Source organism: uncultured Wocania sp. (assembly GCF_964021735.1).
Taxonomy (GTDB): domain Bacteria; phylum Bacteroidota; class Bacteroidia; order Flavobacteriales; family Flavobacteriaceae; genus Wocania_A.
In genome coordinates, this window is record NZ_CAXIBN010000068.1 from 1 (window position 1) to 15,866 (window position 15,866).

At 32.2% G+C, this 15,866-nt stretch carries 17 protein-coding genes; 7 read left to right on the plus strand and 10 right to left on the minus strand.

What is annotated here, in order from left to right; translation table 11 throughout:
- Positions 1 to 8: 8 nt before the first annotated feature.
- The 7 genes from AADI82_RS07755 to AADI82_RS07785 form a co-directional block, all read right to left on the minus strand.
- Positions 9 to 1,109 (minus strand): serine hydrolase, encoded by a 1,101-nt coding sequence (locus tag AADI82_RS07755; protein ID WP_341215875.1) that lies wholly within the window; start codon positions 1,107 to 1,109, stop codon positions 9 to 11.
- Positions 1,110 to 1,140: 31 nt separating this feature from the next.
- Entirely contained in the window at positions 1,141 to 2,295 is a 1,155-nt protein-coding gene (locus AADI82_RS07760) for a beta-ketoacyl synthase N-terminal-like domain-containing protein (protein ID WP_341215876.1), read from the minus strand.
- Positions 2,296 to 2,385: 90 nt separating this feature from the next.
- Entirely contained in the window at positions 2,386 to 3,651 is a 1,266-nt protein-coding gene (gene bioA / locus AADI82_RS07765) for an adenosylmethionine--8-amino-7-oxononanoate transaminase (RefSeq protein ID WP_341215877.1), read from the minus strand.
- Between the two features lie 37 nt (positions 3,652 to 3,688).
- The gene (locus tag AADI82_RS07770; RefSeq protein WP_341215878.1) at positions 3,689 to 3,967 is read right to left on the minus strand and encodes a GIY-YIG nuclease family protein; all 279 of its coding nucleotides are present in this window, start codon (positions 3,965 to 3,967) and stop codon (positions 3,689 to 3,691) included.
- A 36-nt stretch (positions 3,968 to 4,003) separates the two neighbouring features.
- Positions 4,004 to 4,612: a dethiobiotin synthase gene (gene bioD, locus AADI82_RS07775; protein ID WP_341215879.1), complete on the minus strand. Its 609-nt coding sequence runs from the start codon at positions 4,610 to 4,612 to the stop codon at positions 4,004 to 4,006.
- Complete coding sequence (locus AADI82_RS07780) at positions 4,609 to 5,022, minus strand: DUF2007 domain-containing protein (RefSeq protein ID WP_341215880.1); 414 nt, start codon at positions 5,020 to 5,022, stop codon at positions 4,609 to 4,611. The genes bioD and AADI82_RS07780 overlap by 4 nt, the downstream gene beginning before the upstream one ends.
- A 38-nt stretch (positions 5,023 to 5,060) precedes the next feature.
- On the minus strand, positions 5,061 to 6,215 hold the full coding sequence (locus AADI82_RS07785; RefSeq protein WP_341215881.1) for an 8-amino-7-oxononanoate synthase: 1,155 nt from the start codon (positions 6,213 to 6,215) through the stop codon (positions 5,061 to 5,063).
- Positions 6,216 to 6,546: 331 nt separating this feature from the next.
- Here AADI82_RS07785 and AADI82_RS07790 point away from each other — a divergent pair, with 331 nt between their 5' ends.
- A complete protein-coding gene (locus AADI82_RS07790) occupies positions 6,547 to 6,978 on the plus strand; it encodes a dCMP deaminase family protein (protein ID WP_341215882.1) in 432 nt (143 codons plus the stop codon).
- The gene (locus AADI82_RS07795) at positions 6,978 to 8,567 is read left to right on the plus strand and encodes a S41 family peptidase (RefSeq protein WP_341215883.1); all 1,590 of its coding nucleotides are present in this window, start codon (positions 6,978 to 6,980) and stop codon (positions 8,565 to 8,567) included. The genes AADI82_RS07790 and AADI82_RS07795 overlap by 1 nt, the downstream gene beginning before the upstream one ends.
- A gap of 4 nt (positions 8,568 to 8,571) precedes the next feature.
- Here the strand turns inward: AADI82_RS07795 and AADI82_RS07800 are convergent, their stop codons facing one another.
- From AADI82_RS07800 to AADI82_RS07810, 3 genes are read right to left on the minus strand one after another with little or no spacing between them, the layout of a single operon-like run.
- Positions 8,572 to 9,174: an FAD-dependent oxidoreductase gene (locus AADI82_RS07800; protein ID WP_341215884.1), complete on the minus strand. Its 603-nt coding sequence runs from the start codon at positions 9,172 to 9,174 to the stop codon at positions 8,572 to 8,574.
- On the minus strand, positions 9,174 to 9,377 hold the full coding sequence (locus AADI82_RS07805) for a hypothetical protein (protein ID WP_341215885.1): 204 nt from the start codon (positions 9,375 to 9,377) through the stop codon (positions 9,174 to 9,176). Before AADI82_RS07805 ends, AADI82_RS07800 begins: the two co-directional genes overlap by 1 nt.
- Positions 9,378 to 9,435: 58 nt before the next feature.
- Positions 9,436 to 10,023, minus strand: a complete 588-nt coding sequence (locus AADI82_RS07810) for a MarC family protein (RefSeq protein ID WP_341215886.1) — start codon at positions 10,021 to 10,023, stop codon at positions 9,436 to 9,438.
- Between the two features lie 192 nt (positions 10,024 to 10,215).
- Between AADI82_RS07810 and AADI82_RS07815 the strand changes: the two genes are divergently transcribed.
- The 5 genes from AADI82_RS07815 to AADI82_RS07835 all read left to right on the plus strand — a co-directional run bounded on the left by AADI82_RS07815 (position 10,216) and on the right by AADI82_RS07835 (position 15,858).
- On the plus strand, positions 10,216 to 10,779 hold the full coding sequence (locus AADI82_RS07815) for a DUF3109 family protein (protein ID WP_341215887.1): 564 nt from the start codon (positions 10,216 to 10,218) through the stop codon (positions 10,777 to 10,779).
- Between the two features lie 291 nt (positions 10,780 to 11,070).
- Entirely contained in the window at positions 11,071 to 12,051 is a 981-nt protein-coding gene (locus AADI82_RS07820) for a ribonucleotide-diphosphate reductase subunit beta (protein WP_034042717.1), read from the plus strand.
- 198 nt (positions 12,052 to 12,249) lie between these two features.
- Positions 12,250 to 14,739, plus strand: a complete 2,490-nt coding sequence (locus tag AADI82_RS07825; RefSeq protein WP_341215888.1) for a ribonucleoside-diphosphate reductase subunit alpha — start codon at positions 12,250 to 12,252, stop codon at positions 14,737 to 14,739.
- A 135-nt stretch (positions 14,740 to 14,874) separates the two neighbouring features.
- Positions 14,875 to 15,402 carry an RDD family protein gene (locus tag AADI82_RS07830; protein WP_341215889.1) on the plus strand — a complete coding sequence of 176 codons (528 nt, stop codon included), beginning with the start codon at positions 14,875 to 14,877 and terminating at the stop codon, positions 15,400 to 15,402.
- An 18-nt stretch (positions 15,403 to 15,420) separates the two neighbouring features.
- Positions 15,421 to 15,858, plus strand: coding sequence for a nucleoside deaminase (locus AADI82_RS07835; protein WP_341215890.1), 438 nt, complete (start codon positions 15,421 to 15,423; stop codon positions 15,856 to 15,858).
- Positions 15,859 to 15,866 lie beyond the last annotated feature (8 nt).

Genomic DNA, 15,866 nt, shown 5'->3' on the forward strand with positions numbered 1-15,866 from the left:
TAAAATATTTACTCAATTAATTGTCTGCCCAATTCTGCTAAAAACGGAAAACCAACAGTATCATATTCGTAAACATTATCGTTAAAAATTTGGTTTTTATTAACGTGAATTGTTGCCGTTATAATGTATTCTTTTTTAGTTTGTTCATTTATAATATAGGCGCAATCTGTTAAGTAGCCATAGGCATTACCTACTTTGTTGTATATTTTTATGTGTTTTGGAATGGTTTTTTTTGAGTCGCCAAAAACTAAAAACTTAACATAGCTTTCGTGATATTCATTTGATGTGTAACCTGCTTCATGAGGTAGGATTTTCATGGTATTTATTAAAAATTTTCTATCGTTTGGTGTTAAATGAAATTGTTTGTTTTTCGGATATAATTCAGGAAACATAAGCTGTTTCATTATTTGGTGTAAAGCGGTTACAGGCAAATAATTTTTTAAAGAAAAATCCATAGGATTGTTAACTAAGCTATCACCAATCATATACCCTTTTCCTTTTTTAATTTTGTTTAGATTTGAAGGTTTTATAGGTTGATTTTTAACAGAATCAGATTTAAAAATAACTTGATTTTGATAGTAAAAAATAAGTGGCTTTGTTTTTAAATCGGCAGAATTATCAACCGATAATCTATGAGAAATTCTAGCATTTACACCTTTTTCTTTAAGTTTTTTATTGATGTAATCTTTACCTAAATACTCATACAATCTGTTATAAGCAGCATTGTCACTTACTGCAAATATTTTTTTAATGGCGTTAGATAAAGTGGTTTTAGTACTATCGTTTTCAATATTAAAAATGGTATTTCTATCAATAAGGTTATTTGCACCTATCTTTTCTAAAGCCAGTATAGCAATAGGAAATTTTACGGTGCTAGCAGGATAAAAATATGTGTTGTCATCAACTTGAAAACTGTGGTCTTCAAAATAAACGGAGTCTTTTACTCTTTTAACTTCAGTAAATAGAATTTGAACTTCATGGTTTTCAATAGAGTCTACAACCGTTTTAATTTTTTTACTATCAGAAAGCAGAATCCTTTCAATAGGATTTACACTTTCGTTTTTACAACTTGAGAATACGATAATAGCGACTAAAATAAAAAATCTCATTATAGTAATTGGTTTTAATAAATATAACAATTTATTTTTTTAATAGTATTGAAACGGCATTTCCTCCAAAACCAACAGCGTTAACAAGAATATGTTTAATTTTTTTAGGTGTTTTTTGATTTTCTAAATAAGGAATACTAATAAATTTTTGATGTTGTAGCATTAAAACAGCAAGCTCAATACTTAAAGAACCAGATGCTCCAAAGGTGTGTCCTATCTTCCATTTGTTACTAGTTAATGCTGGAAGATTATTATTGAAAATAGATTGAATGGCTTTATATTCTGAAAGGTCGCCTTTTACAGTTCCAGGAGCATGCATTACAATAATATCTATATCATCTGGATTTAGATTACCTAAAGCCATCTGCATTGATTTTTGAAAGCATTTTGCATCGGTAGAAATAGAGATATTATGTTCTAAAATTTCAGTAGCATAACCAATGCCTGTAATGTAAGCTAAAGCATTTTCTTTTTTACCAGATTCTAAACAAGCCATTGATGCGCCTTCGCCTAAAACCATAGTGTTTTGTTTTTTAGATAAATCTAAAGCACGACTCGGAAATTCATTGTTTTGGTTAGCATAAATTTTTAAAGCTTGCATTTGCGCTATGGTAAACGATGTTAATGGTGCTTCGCTACCACCAACTAAAAATTTGTTGCACATACCAGAATTTATCCAAGCAATGCCATTTAGCATTGCGTGCAATGCTGTGGAACAAGTTATTGAATGGCTTATTTCTGGGCCTTGGGTTTGTAAATCGTGTGCTACCCACGATGATATATTTCCTAGGGTTGTGGTTGGTGAACTTAAGGTTTTTGCTTTGTTATTTTTTAGAAAATCCTTGTGGTAATCCTCGAAAAGTTGCGTGGCGCCACGAGAAGAACCAATGTTAATACCAAAGTTGTTTGAAGCATTCCAACGGGCATTTTTTACGGCTTGCCTTGACGCATAAATAGCATATAAAACGGTGTTGTCTAGTGATTTATATTTGTTGTCTGATAGTCTTAAAGTTTCAATATCTTGTTTGGCCTCTAAAGGTATTTCGGCAACCAAAACAGATTCATTTTTTAGCTTTTTTTCAGTAATGTAATGTTGATTATTTTGATAGTTATTCCAAATTTCATCTAGCGATTTTCCTAATGGAGAAATGGAGGCAATGGCAGTTATAGAGATTGGTTTTTGCATAGTTTTTCGTCATGCTGAATTTATTTCAGCATCTCATAATATTAGGATGTGAATCTGAAATAAATTCAGATTGACGTTTAATTGTCAAAGTTAGACTATTTCTAAAGCATCCTCAATAACTTGATACACTTTTTCTAGTTGCTTTTTAGTAATTACATAGGGTGCTTGAATATAAATGGTGTTGCCTAACGGACGTAAAAACACGCCGTTTTTCATAAAAAATGTAAAAAGTTTATCACGTAAATTGCCATAACGCTCCATTTCAACATCTAAATCGAGAGCGAAAATAACACCTAATTGTCTGATAGATTTTACTTTAGGATGATTTTTAATGTGACTACCAAAAACTTGATGAGATGCAGCAATAACTTTAATGTTGTTTTGAATGTCTTCAGATTGTAGTAATTCAATACTTGCCAAAGCTGCGGTACAAGCTAGCGGATTTGCAGAATAGGTATGCCCGTGAAATAACCCTTTACTAATATCGTCGCTATAAAAGGCATCATAAATTTTTTGAGAGCATGTAGTAAGTGCCATAGGTAATAAACCACCAGTTAATGCTTTACTTAGGCATATAATGTCTGGTTTAGTTTCCATGTAAAGTGATGCAAAATATTTACCTGTTTTACCAAAGCCCGTCATAACTTCATCGGCAACGGTAATAATGTTATGAGCTTTACAGAATTTAAGAATGGTATTTAACCCTTCAGCATTATGCATTTTCATTGCTGCTGCCCCTTGTACCAAAGGTTCGTAAACAAATCCAGCAATTTTATTATTAGAAACGATTTCTTGTAATACTTTTAAGATGGTATTATGATTATCTCCATTTGGGACAGGGATTCGTTTTACATTTAAAAAGAAATCTTCAAAAGGACCATTATAAACCGATAGTCCAGAAACACTCATGGCACCAAAAGTATCGCCATGAAATCCATCTTCAAAAGCAATTAGGGTATTGCGTTTTTCACCATTATTAAAATGATATTGTAGAGCCATTTTAATACCAATTTCTACAGATGTAGAACCATTATCACTAAAAAATAGTTTATTCTGATTTTCTGGTAGAATTTTAATGAGTGCTTCAGATAATTTAATGGCAGGTTCGTGTGTAAATCCGCTAAAAACTACTTGATCTAATTGTTGCATTTGTGCAGAAACTCGATTTGTTATATAATCGTTGCAATGCCCATACATACAGGTGTACCATGAGGCAATGGCATCAATATATTCATTGCCATCTTCATCGGTTAACATACAGCCTTTTGCTTTAGTTATGGCAATAGTTTCTGGGTGTAACTTGTGCTGTGTTAATGGATGCCATAGGTGTTTTTTGTCTCTTTCTTTTAAGCTCATATTCGTCATGCTGAACTTGTTTCAGCATCGCATTATATTAATAATCCAAAGTTTTAAAAGTTGAATTTGTTATCTTAATTAAATTCAATTTCCATTCTTTATGCCAATTTTTCAATTGTTTTTCTCTAGCAATTGCTTGTTCAATATCTGAAAATGTTTCAAAATAAATTAAATCTTTTATATTATATTTTTCAGTGAATTTTGATGCAGTTCCATCATAATGTTTTTCTAAGCGGTTTGAAAGATTTGCGGTAACACCGATGTAAAAAGTTGTTCTATATTTATTTGTTAATATGTAAACATAACTTGATTTCATTTCTTGATGTGACCCTGAAACGAGTTCAGGGTGACGTTACAATTTGTTTTTAAACAATTCAGCATATTCTTTTATCACATTTTTATCAAAATAAGGTTCTTCGTCAATGCGACCAATAACAGGAACATTTGTCATTTTTTTAATAATAGCTTCTGTGGATTTGTGTTCATTACCACTAAAAACAATAGACACATTAAAACCTTTTTCTTTTAATAAATTTACTGTTAAAAGTGTGTGATTAATGCTGCCTAAATAATGTCTGGACACTACAATAACTTTATAGTTAGGTTTAATTAAATCGAAAACCGTTTGCATATTATTTAAAGGAACAAGTAATCCGCCAGCACCTTCAATAACTAGATTGTTATTGGTTTTTGGGATTTTTATTTCTTTAATTTCAATAGACATATTATCAATTTCTGCTGCCGCATGCGGACTCATAGGTGTTTGCAATGCGTAAGCATTTGTATGAAATTTTGATTTCGTATTAGAGGTTAATTGCGCTACTTTTTTTGTGTCGCAATTATCTAATTCGCCAGCTTGTATCGGTTTCCAATAATCGGCTTCTAAAGCTTCAGTCACTATAGCTGAAGCCACTGTTTTACCAACATCGGTTGAAATTCCTGTTATGAAATAGGTGTTCATTTTAAATCGAATTCTGTTTTACAATCTTCACATTTATAGTTGTGTTTTGCATGCAAAGGCAGTGTTCCAAAAAGAAAGCCAAAGATAAAAGCAAAAAAGGATTTAAAATCTTTTATGGTTGAAAATAACTCTATTTTTTCGCTTTTGCAATTTGGGCAATTAATCGTATTTCCTTCGTCATCAATAGCGTATTTTTTAATAGAATCTAAAATATGTTGTGCTTCAATTGCTTGAGTGGATAACACTTTTAGTTTAACACCACCAATAGCGTTGCTAACTAAAGGGTCTGTATCTATTGTTATATTATCAGATAAAAATACTTGAATACCTTCAGCTTCTAATCTACCCTTAATAATTTGTGCTTCGGTAGAGTATTGAAATCTTGCTATGGTTTTAAAAGTATCGCTCATATACTATTTTTGTAACTTGTTTTTAGTACAACAAGTGCTTACTTCACAAAAGTAGTTAACAACTGTAGAACTTCGGTAATTTCTTTTTCAGAATTGTAGCTATGTAAACAAAAGCGCAAACGTTCTTCACCTTTTGTAACTGTTGGCGATAAAATGGGTTTTACACTAAAACTATGTTCTTGAAGCTTTTTAGCAATTAATTTTACGTTTTCGTTTCCAGAAATAATACAACAATGTATAGCAGAATTGCTTGATATAAAATGGTTTTGAAGATTGTTTTTTATGATTTCTGATTTAAAATATGCAATGTTTTGATGGAGCTTTGTTCTATTTTCTATTTTAATTAATTCATTATAAGCTGAATGGATTGTTGCAAGAGTATGCGGCGGTAAAGCAGTTGTGTAAATAAAACTACGAGAAAAATTAACGAGGTATTGTTTTAGTTTTTCGCTTCCAAGAATTGCTGCGCCGTGGCAACCCATAGCCTTTCCAAAAGCTACTAAGCGAGCAAAAACCTTTTTTTCTAGATTTAATTTTTGAACTAAACCAACGCCACGTTCTCCAAAAATACCAATGGCATGAGCTTCATCAACAACCAAAAAGGCATTATGTTTTTTGCTTATTTGGTATATTGCATCCAAATTTGGTGAGTCGCCATCCATTGAAAATACTGATTCTGTAACAACGTATATACCTTGATGAGATTCTGAAACAAGTTCAGAATGACGAAGTAATAATTTGCCTAAGGCGTCCAAATCATTATGCTTAAACTTATAAGCTTTTGCATTTGAAAGTTTAATACCATCACGAATAGAAGCATGTATATATTCATCGTATAAAATAACATCATCACGTTGTGGTACGCTACTAAAAAAACCAATATTGGCGTCATAACCTGAGTTAAAAACTAGTGCCGATTCGCTATTATGAAAATCGGCTATAATGTTTTCTACAATATTGTATAAATGATGATTTCCAGAAAGCAAGCGTGAGCCTGTTGCGCCATTTTGTTTAATATTATGTCCAATTAAAAACTCATGAGTGCTGTTAAAAATAGCTTCAGATTTAGCAAACCCTAAATAATCGTTTGATGAAAAGTCTATTAAAACATTTTGTGAATCAAGTTGACGTAACGCATTATTTGCTTTACGTTCTTCAAGTTTTTGCTGAAGTTTTTTTGGAAATTGATTCATAAAACAAAAGTAGGGAGTTAATTTGAATATACAATTTCACTAGTTTCTTGTAGAGGCTTTTATTTAAAATAAACTTATTTTAAGATTAAAACATTTTTTTGAATGATACACCTTCAAATCGAATTTTCGGAAAAGTTTAACGAACTTACGTTGTAATTAAAATACGAACCGAGTATATTCGTTATAACAATTGTTTCGCGTTAAGGATTGTAGTGAAAATCCTTTTTTATGTCAGTTTGAGTGTTTCGATTTAAATGTATCGAGAACTTTAAAAAAGATTGTAACGAAAAGCCTGACCCTTGTGGTAACGCCTAAAATATAAAATAAATTAATGCCAGAACATAAACAACTTAAGTACGATAAGGCTTATTTAAGAATTGCTAAAGAATGGGGGAAATTATCGTACTGTAAGCGTAGGCAAGTTGGCGCGCTTATTGTAAAGGATAGAATGATAATATCTGATGGATACAATGGCACACCATCAGGATTTGAAAATTTTTGTGAAGATGAAGAGGGTTACACCAAATGGTATGTGTTACATGCCGAGGCTAATGCCATTTTAAAAGTCGCAGCATCTACACAATCAGCAAAAGGGGCAACGTTATATATAACCATGTCGCCTTGTAAAGAGTGTAGTAAGCTAATACATCAAGCTGGAATTGTAAAAGTAGTTTATAACCAAGCGTATAAAGACGATTCTGGATTACGTTTTTTAGAAAAAGCAGGTATAAAACTTAAATTAATTGAAGCCATAGACGAATAATGGGTTATCAAAAAAAATATTTACCATTAGTTTTAGGGGTTGCTATTGCAGCAGGCATTTTTATTGGCGGAAAGTTAAATTTTTCCGATTCGCCAGATCGCCTATTTTCTACAAATAGCAAAAAAGATAAGCTTAATAGGCTTATTGATTATATTGATTACGATTACGTAGATGAAATAAATACAGATAGTATTGTAGATGTTACGGTTAATGGTATTTTAGATAATTTAGACCCACATTCGGTATACATTCCAAAAGAAGATATGGAACGTGTTGCCGAAAACATGAAAGGCGATTTTGTAGGTATTGGCGTTAGCTTTTATACTTATAAAGATACCATTACAGTTATAAGACCTATAGAAAATGGGCCGAGTGCTAAAGCGGGTATAAAAGGTGGCGATCGTATTATTATGGCTAATGGCGATTCGCTTTATGGAGAACGCTTAAACGATGGGGAGCTGGTTAAAAAACTTAAAGGGCCAATTAATAGTAAAGTGAAATTAAAGGTATATAGAAAAGGCGAACCAAAGCTTTTAGATTTTACCATTAAACGCGGTACCATTCCTATAAAAAGTGTTGATGCCGCATACATGCTAACCGAAAAATTGGGTTATATAAAAATTAATCGCTTTGCAGAATCTACATACAAAGAGTTTAAAGCAGGGTTAGAAAAACTTATTAGCCTTGGTGCTACCGAAATGGCTATTGATTTACGCGATAACCCAGGTGGGTTTTTAGGTATTGCCGAACAAATTGTTGATGAATTTTTAGAAGATGATAAGCTTATATTGTTTACAAAAAACAAGCGAGGTAATATCGAAAAAAGCTATGCAACAAGTAAAGGTAAATTTGAAGAAGGCAATGTTTATGTGCTGATTGACGAAAACTCTGCATCGGCTAGCGAGATTGTTGCAGGCGCCTTACAAGATAACGATAAAGGCACTATTATTGGTAGGCGTTCTTATGGTAAAGGACTCGTACAACGCGAAATGGATTTGGGCGATGGTAGTGCAGTACGTTTAACGGTGTCACGTTATTATACACCAACAGGACGCTCCATTCAGCGACCTTACAAAAAAGGACATAAAGATTATTACGACGAGTATTTTGAACGACTGGATAGCGGCGAACTTCTCGATCCTGAAAAAATTAAAGTTGCCGATTCGCTAAAATTTACCACGCCAAAAGGTAAAATTGTTTATGGCGGCGGCGGCATTATCCCCGATGTGTTTGTGCCTATTGATAATAGTATGCACAACGAAACACTTACTTATTTGCAACGTCGTGGATTAATTGGCTATTTTGTGTTTGAAGAGTTAGAAAAAGACAGACATGTTTATGATGATATTTCTAGACAAGAATTTATTGATAGTTACGAGGTAGGTGAAGATTTGGTATTTGCTTTTCAAGATTACTTAAATATAAGAACCGACTCTAAAATAACCTTTGTGGCTTATCACGAAGAAGTAAAACAATACATTAAAGCCACTCTTGCCGACCAACTTTATGGCAATGGCGCTTTTGAGGAAGTTTTCAACCAGCGTGATATTATGATTGATGAGGTGATTAAGTTGAGTGATGGGGAGTAGTTTTCTAAATCTTATCATGCACCTTAACATGCTTCCCGCCATTCCAAAGCGTTAAAATATCTGTTGCTACATGGGCTCCACTACCAGAAGCTATAGCAAACTGACTGCGCCAACCTGCTAATGTACCAGCAACATATAAATTATCTTCAATTAAATGATTGGTGTTTTTTAACCAAATACGATCTTTTTCAATATTTGTTCTTGGATGGGGTTCAATATAGTTTTCTAAACCTTTTATTGTCATTAAATTGGTGTAACCAACAGCAATAACAACTAGTTTAGCTTCGTAGTTGTTTTTATTGGTTTCAACTATAAAACCATTAGTTGATTTTGAAATAACGCAAACTTTTTCGTTTTCAATTTGCTTAATATGTGGATATAAATCGTGTAATTGTTTTTTTCCACTTTCTAAAATAGATTCGCCAGTAGTACCAGGTTTTAACCCCAATACATTATTAAATAAAGCAGTTTGTAAATGCGATGTTTTTTGATGCGTAATAACTGCAATATGTTTGTTTTTTGCAAAGGGTTTGTTTTTTGCAGACCCTAAAACCAAAGCACAAGATAAACCTGCCGCACCACCACCAATAATTAAAACATCTAGCATTATTTACTTTGTTTTACTTTTTGTTCAATACGTTTTGAGGTTCTTAAAATAGCCATCATTATAATTACACAACATGAGGCTACAATAGTAATTAAAGCAATCATGCTATCATCTTCAAAAGGCGCATTAAAATCTACTTTTGTAAAGTTAAAAATAATAAGCCCTAAAGCAATTGTACTAAGTAATATGGTAAATAGTTTCATGTGTTTTAAATTTTATTGTTTTGCAATATCATTGTTTGTTAAACACTCATTATAGGCTTTAAGCAATGTCAAACAGGGCTTTTATATTATGGGCAAATAGTTTTACAGCAATTGCTAATAAAACAACACCAAATACTTTACGTATAATATTAATACCATTTTGCCCTATAAGGCGTTCAATTTTTGATGATGTTTTAAGCACAACATAAATAATAATAACATTCATTAAAACAGCTACAATAATATTTTCTATTCTAAATTCTGCTCTTAAAGATAATAAAGTAGTTAAACTTCCTGGGCCAGCAATTAACGGAAATGCTAAAGGAAAAACGGCGGTAGTCATAGAAGTATTTTCTTCTTGCTTATAAAGTGTAATACCTAAAATCATTTCTAAAGCTATAAAAAACAAAATAAAAGCACCAGCAACTGCAAACGAGTTAACATCTATACCAATAAGGTTTAAAATACTTTTTCCTAAAAACAGAAATACAATTAGAATAATTCCAGCAATTATTGAAGCTTTTTCGCTTTGTATATGCCCTACTTTTTTACGTAAATCAATAACAATAGGAATATTGCCAACAATATCAATTACGGCAAATAGCACCATAAAAGCTGTGAATATTTCTTTAAAATTAAGTTGCATTTTTAAAAGGTTTAAATTCAAAAATATCTCGCAGCTTGCTGCGTTTATAAATCATTTGTCATTCTCGCGAAGGCGGGAATCTGAAAAATTAAAAATCTCTAAAAATAGAGGTTCTTAATTTTTCGGCAAAAGTAGACGATTATTACTAATTTATAACATTAATTTAAGCTAAAGTTTCTCTATTTTTGCGACATGTTTCAATTAGGAAAAACCATAGTTTCAGAAGATATAATAGAAAAAGATTTTGTTTGTAATCTGTCAGCATGCAAAGGCGCATGTTGTATTGATGGCGATGCTGGGGCGCCACTTGATAAAGAAGAAACTCAAATCCTAAAAGATATTTACTCTAAAGTAAAACCTTTTTTACGAGAAGCGGGTATTGATGCTATTGAGAAACAAGGTACACATATTACTACAGATTTTGGAGATTTTGAAACTCCTTTAATTAATAATGCAGATTGTGCTTATGTTATTTTTGATGAAAAAAACACAGCACTTTGTGGTATTGAAGAAGCCTATAATCAAGGTGAAATTTCTTGGAAAAAACCAGTGTCTTGTCATTTGTATCCCATTCGCGTTAAAGAATATTCTGAATTTTCGGCGGTAAATTATGATAAATGGGAAATCTGCGATGATGCTTGCTCACTTGGAAAAGAATTACAAGTTCCTGTTTATAAATTTGTAAAAGAAGCACTAATACGTAAGTTTGGTGAAGATTGGTATAGCGAATTAGAAAAGGTTGCTAAAACTTTTTAAGCTCCTTAAAAAAATCTTTTAAAACATCAATGAAATAAGGTGTTTGTTAGTTTGTAATCTTTTATTTTTGTGTCAACATTTTTTAGTCTTTAAAAAATTAAAATACTGTAAACCAGTAAATTACAAAATATTTTTGTAAACTTCTAATTATCAAGGCTATTATTTGTTTGTTAAAAACTTGTTGACAATGTTTATAACTATGCCTTTCATTTACGGTTACATTTTCCAATCTTTGTTAACCCGAAATTAAAGTAAATTATCGTTAAATTTTTATAAAAAACTAAAAAAACAATGTCTCAAGCCATCGAACCCATTTTACAAGAAAACAAAGATCGTTTTGTTATTTTCCCTATTCAACATCATGATATTTGGGAATGGTATAAAAAGCAAGAGGCAAGTATTTGGACAGCAGAAGAGATAGATTTACATCAAGATCTTAACGATTGGAATAATAAATTAACTGATGACGAGCGTTATTTCATCAAACATGTCTTAGCTTTTTTTGCGGCTTCAGATGGTATTGTAAACGAAAATTTAGCAGAGAATTTTGTGTCTGAAGTACAATACTCAGAAGCTAAATTCTTTTATGGTTTTCAAATTATGATGGAAAATATTCATTCTGAAGTATATTCATTATTAATTGATACTTACGTAAAAGACGATAAAGAAAAAGACGCATTATTTAATGCTATTGAAGTATTTCCAGCTATTAAAGAAAAAGCAGATTGGGCACTTAAATGGATAGATTCTCCAAGTTTTGCAGAACGTTTAATCGCTTTTGCTGCGGTTGAAGGTATCTTTTTCTCAGGGAGTTTCTGTTCTATTTTTTGGCTTAAAAAACGTGGATTATTACCAGGATTAACTTTTTCTAACGAACTTATTTCAAGAGATGAAGGTTTACATTGTGATTTTGCGGTGCACTTACACCAAAACCATATTGTAAACAAAGTACCAAAAGAAAGAATCACAAAAATATTAACAGATGCTTTAGATATTGAACGCTCATTTATTACAGAATCACTTCCAGCAAGTTTAATTGGAATGAATGCAAAATTAATGACACAATATTTAGAGTTTGTAACTGATAGGTTGTTGGGGGAATTTGGATGCGATAAAGTATATAACTCAACCAATCCTTTTGATTTTATGGATATGATTTCTTTACAAGGAAAAACTAATTTCTTTGAAAAACGCGTTTCAGAATATCAAAAAGCAGGTGTTCTTAATAAAGAAGAGGACAAAGATAAATTTAGCTTTGATGCCGACTTTTAATTAAAAAAGCACACAACAATAAAAAGGTTTCGTATTCTCTAAAATCATAGAGAAAAACGATTTTCAATAAATAATTAAATATTAAAGAAAACTATTTTTTAAGGCTAATTAACCACTAACCTTAAACTATAGAATAAATAACTAACCATTTTTCTGAATTTGGTGGTTCAGAAAGAAACTTAAAAACGTGTAAAAATTATGTATGTAGTAAAAAGAGACGGCAGAAAAGAACAAGTTATGTTCGACAAAATTACCGCTAGAGTAAGAAAATTATGTTACGGATTAAACGAATTAGTAGATCCATTAAAAGTAGCCATGCGTGTGATAGAAGGTCTGTACGATGGTGTTACTACTAGCGAGCTTGATAATCTTGCTGCAGAAGTTGCAGCAACCATGACGACTGCACATCCAGATTATGCGCGTTTAGCGGCTAGAGTTTCGGTGTCTAATTTACATAAAAACACAAAAAAGACATTTAGTGAGGTGATGACAGACCTTTACACCTATGTAAACCCAAGAACTAATAAAAAAGCACCACTGTTATCTGATGAGGTTTATCAAGTAATTATGGATAATAAGGATAGATTAGATTCTACAATTATTTATAACCGCGATTTTGGTTACGACTATTTTGGGTTTAAAACTTTAGAGCGTTCCTATCTACTAAAATTAAACGGACAAATTGCCGAACGCCCTCAACACATGCTTATGCGTGTTTCAATAGGTATTCATCTAAACGATTTAGATGCAGCCATTGAAACCTACGAGTTAATGTCTAAAAAATATTTTACACACGCTACACCAACCTTATTTAATTCAGGTACACCAAAACCACAAATGTCATCTTGTTTTCTTTTAACTATGAAGGAAGATAGTATTGATGGGATATACGATACGTTAAAGCAAACAGCTAAAATATCACAATCTGCAGGAGGAATTGGGTTAGCAATACACAATGTTCGCGCCACAGGTAGTTATATTGCTGGAACAAATGGTACATCAAACGGAATCGTTCCTATGTTGCAGGTATTTAATGATACGGCACGTTATGTAGATCAAGGTGGCGGAAAACGTAAAGGAAGTTTTGCTATTTATATTGAAACTTGGCATGCCGATATTTTTGATTTTCTTGATTTAAAGAAAAACCATGGTAAAGAAGAAATGCGTGCACGTGATTTATTTTATGCGATGTGGACATCGGATTTATTTATGAAACGTGTGCAAGAAGATAGTGAGTGGACGTTGATGTGCCCTAACGAATGCCCAGGATTAGACGAAGTACACAGTGAAGCTTTTGAAGCGTTGTATACTAAATATGAAGCCGAAGGTAAAGGACGTAAAACCATAAAAGCTCGTGAGCTTTGGGAGAAAATTTTAGAATCTCAAATTGAGACAGGTACACCATATATGTTGTATAAAGATGCAGCAAATCGTAAATCTAATCAGCAAAATTTAGGAACTATTCGTTCGTCAAATTTATGTACAGAGATTTTAGAATACACCTCTCCAGATGAGGTTGCTGTTTGTAATTTGGCATCCATAGCATTACCAATGTTTGTTAAAAATGGAGAATTCGATCACAAAGAATTATTCCGTATAACTAAACGTGTCACTAAAAACTTAAACAGAGTAATCGATAGAAATTACTATCCTGTAAAAGAAGCCGAAAACTCTAATATGCGTCATCGTCCTATTGGATTAGGTGTTCAAGGGTTGGCAGATACTTTTATTCAATTACGTATGCCTTTTACAAGCGATGCCGCTAAAAAATTAAATCAAGAGATTTTTGAAACGCTCTATTTCGCTGCAGTAACAGCAAGTATGGAAGAGGCAAAAGAAGATGGTCCTTATCAAACATACAAAGGTTCGCCTATAAGTAAAGGTGAGTTTCAGCATAATCTTTGGAATATTAAAGACGATGAATTAAGCGGACGCTGGGATTGGGAAAAACTACGCAAGCAAGTAATTAAAAATGGGGTTCGTAATTCCTTATTAGTAGCTCCAATGCCAACGGCATCAACGTCTCAAATCCTTGGGAACAATGAGTGTTTCGAACCATATACGTCTAACATTTATACACGTCGTGTGTTATCTGGCGAGTTTATTGTAGTTAACAAACACTTATTAGAAGACTTAGTAGAGTTGGGCCTTTGGGATGATAATTTAAAACAAGCCATTATGAGAGCAAATGGTTCTGTGCAGCATATCGATATCATTCCTCAAGATATTAAAGATTTATACAAAACAGTTTGGGAGCTAAGCATGAAAGATATTATAGATATGTCTCGTCAACGCGGATATTTTATAGATCAGTCACAATCTTTAAACTTATTCTTAGAAGGCGCGACTATGGCTAAATTAACATCAATGCATTTTTACGCATGGAAAAGTGGCTTAAAGACAGGCATGTATTATTTAAGAACAAAATCTGCTGTTGATGCTATTAAGTTTACTTTAGATACTAAAAAGAAAGAAGAACCAGTTGCAGAAACTGTAGAGGTTAATAATGTTGTTGCGCAGCAAGAAGAAGCTAAGAAAAAGAAGTTAGCAGCACAAAATGCCGCTAAATTTGCACAACAAAATAAACCAGAAGTAGAAGTTGAACCTATGAGTGCTGATGAAATGAAAGCACTTATTGCTCAAGCCAAAGCTGCAGAAGGAGACGATTGTTTAATGTGTGGATCTTAAATCAGTTATTGGGTAGTTCCCTCGAAAGAGGGAACCCCAAATTTTTAAAAGCACCTCGAAAGAGGTGCTTTTTTATTTGTGGCATATTAATTAAAAAAACTATTTTTAAACTTTAATTTGACCAACCAACTACTTATGAATAATCAAAATTTTAGAATTACCCCAGATTTATATGCAACTAAAGGAAATCGTTTTGCAAATTACATTATTGATAAAATTATATTTTATATTTTAATATTTGGTTTAAGTTTTCTTATTGGAGTTATTGTTTATTCTTTTTTTACAGATACTACAGCTTTTGATAAACTTTTATATGATATTGAAAATATGGGTACACTAATGGATAGGTTGTTAACAAGTATAGTGTTTATTATTTTTTATATGATTGCTGAAATTTTACTTAAAGGAAAAACAGTAGGAAAGTATATAACAAAAACATTGGTAGTTATGGAAGATGGATCGAAACCAAAAGCATCAGATATTGTTTTACGCAGTTTGTGTAGATTAATTCCTTTTGACGCTTTTTCATTTTTAGGAGCCGAAGGAAGAGGGTGGCATGATTCAATGTCAAATACATATGTTGTAGATGAGAAAAAATTCAAGGCTAAAAAGAATGCCCAAAATGAATTAGATCAAATTGGAGTAGTACAAGAAATAGAATAAGTTTAAACTTTACAATAAATGGATGAATTTTTAGAAGCAGCTATTGAAGAAGCAAAAAAAGGGTTGAGAGAAGGCGGCATTCCTATTGGTTCTGTTATAACCTACAAAGGCAAAATAATTGGTCGAGGCCATAATAAAAGAATACAAAACGGAAGTGTAGTGTTGCATGGCGAAATGGATGCTTTTGAAAACGCAGGACGACAACCAGCAAACGTTTATAAGGGGTGTACATTGTATACCACATTATCTCCTTGTTCGATGTGTTCTGGAGCTATTTTGTTATACGGCATACCAAAAGTTGTTATTGGTGAAAATAAAACGTTTCTAGGCGATGAAGCCTTATTAAAATCTCGTGGTGTTGCTGTAGAAGTTGTAAGTAATAAAGTCTGTATCGATTTAATGGAATCTTTTATTTTTAAAAATCCAGAATTATGGAATGAAGATATTGGAGAGTAGATAAATAA

Excerpts from the sequence above, each read along its gene's own strand:
- bioD (WP_341215879.1), bottom strand. The coding sequence starts at position 4,612 with ATGAACACCTATTTCATAACAGGAATTTCAACCGATGTTGGTAAAACA.
- AADI82_RS07835 (WP_341215890.1), top strand. The coding sequence starts at position 15,421 with ATGGATGAATTTTTAGAAGCAGCTATTGAAGAAGCAAAAAAAGGGTTG.
- AADI82_RS07795 (WP_341215883.1), top strand. The coding sequence starts at position 6,978 with ATGGGTTATCAAAAAAAATATTTACCATTAGTTTTAGGGGTTGCTATT.
- AADI82_RS07810 (WP_341215886.1), bottom strand. The coding sequence starts at position 10,023 with ATGCAACTTAATTTTAAAGAAATATTCACAGCTTTTATGGTGCTATTT.
- bioA (WP_341215877.1), bottom strand. The coding sequence starts at position 3,651 with ATGAGCTTAAAAGAAAGAGACAAAAAACACCTATGGCATCCATTAACA.
- AADI82_RS07815 (WP_341215887.1), top strand. The coding sequence starts at position 10,216 with ATGTTTCAATTAGGAAAAACCATAGTTTCAGAAGATATAATAGAAAAA.
- AADI82_RS07830 (WP_341215889.1), top strand. The coding sequence starts at position 14,875 with ATGAATAATCAAAATTTTAGAATTACCCCAGATTTATATGCAACTAAA.
- AADI82_RS07755 (WP_341215875.1), bottom strand. The coding sequence starts at position 1,109 with ATGAGATTTTTTATTTTAGTCGCTATTATCGTATTCTCAAGTTGTAAA.
- AADI82_RS07800 (WP_341215884.1), bottom strand. The coding sequence starts at position 9,174 with ATGCTAGATGTTTTAATTATTGGTGGTGGTGCGGCAGGTTTATCTTGT.
- AADI82_RS07770 (WP_341215878.1), bottom strand. The coding sequence starts at position 3,967 with ATGAAATCAAGTTATGTTTACATATTAACAAATAAATATAGAACAACT.
- AADI82_RS07825 (WP_341215888.1), top strand. The coding sequence starts at position 12,250 with ATGTATGTAGTAAAAAGAGACGGCAGAAAAGAACAAGTTATGTTCGAC.
- AADI82_RS07820 (WP_034042717.1), top strand. The coding sequence starts at position 11,071 with ATGTCTCAAGCCATCGAACCCATTTTACAAGAAAACAAAGATCGTTTT.
- AADI82_RS07805 (WP_341215885.1), bottom strand. The coding sequence starts at position 9,377 with ATGAAACTATTTACCATATTACTTAGTACAATTGCTTTAGGGCTTATT.
- AADI82_RS07790 (WP_341215882.1), top strand. The coding sequence starts at position 6,547 with ATGCCAGAACATAAACAACTTAAGTACGATAAGGCTTATTTAAGAATT.
- AADI82_RS07785 (WP_341215881.1), bottom strand. The coding sequence starts at position 6,215 with ATGAATCAATTTCCAAAAAAACTTCAGCAAAAACTTGAAGAACGTAAA.
- AADI82_RS07780 (WP_341215880.1), bottom strand. The coding sequence starts at position 5,022 with ATGAGCGATACTTTTAAAACCATAGCAAGATTTCAATACTCTACCGAA.
- AADI82_RS07760 (WP_341215876.1), bottom strand. The coding sequence starts at position 2,295 with ATGCAAAAACCAATCTCTATAACTGCCATTGCCTCCATTTCTCCATTA.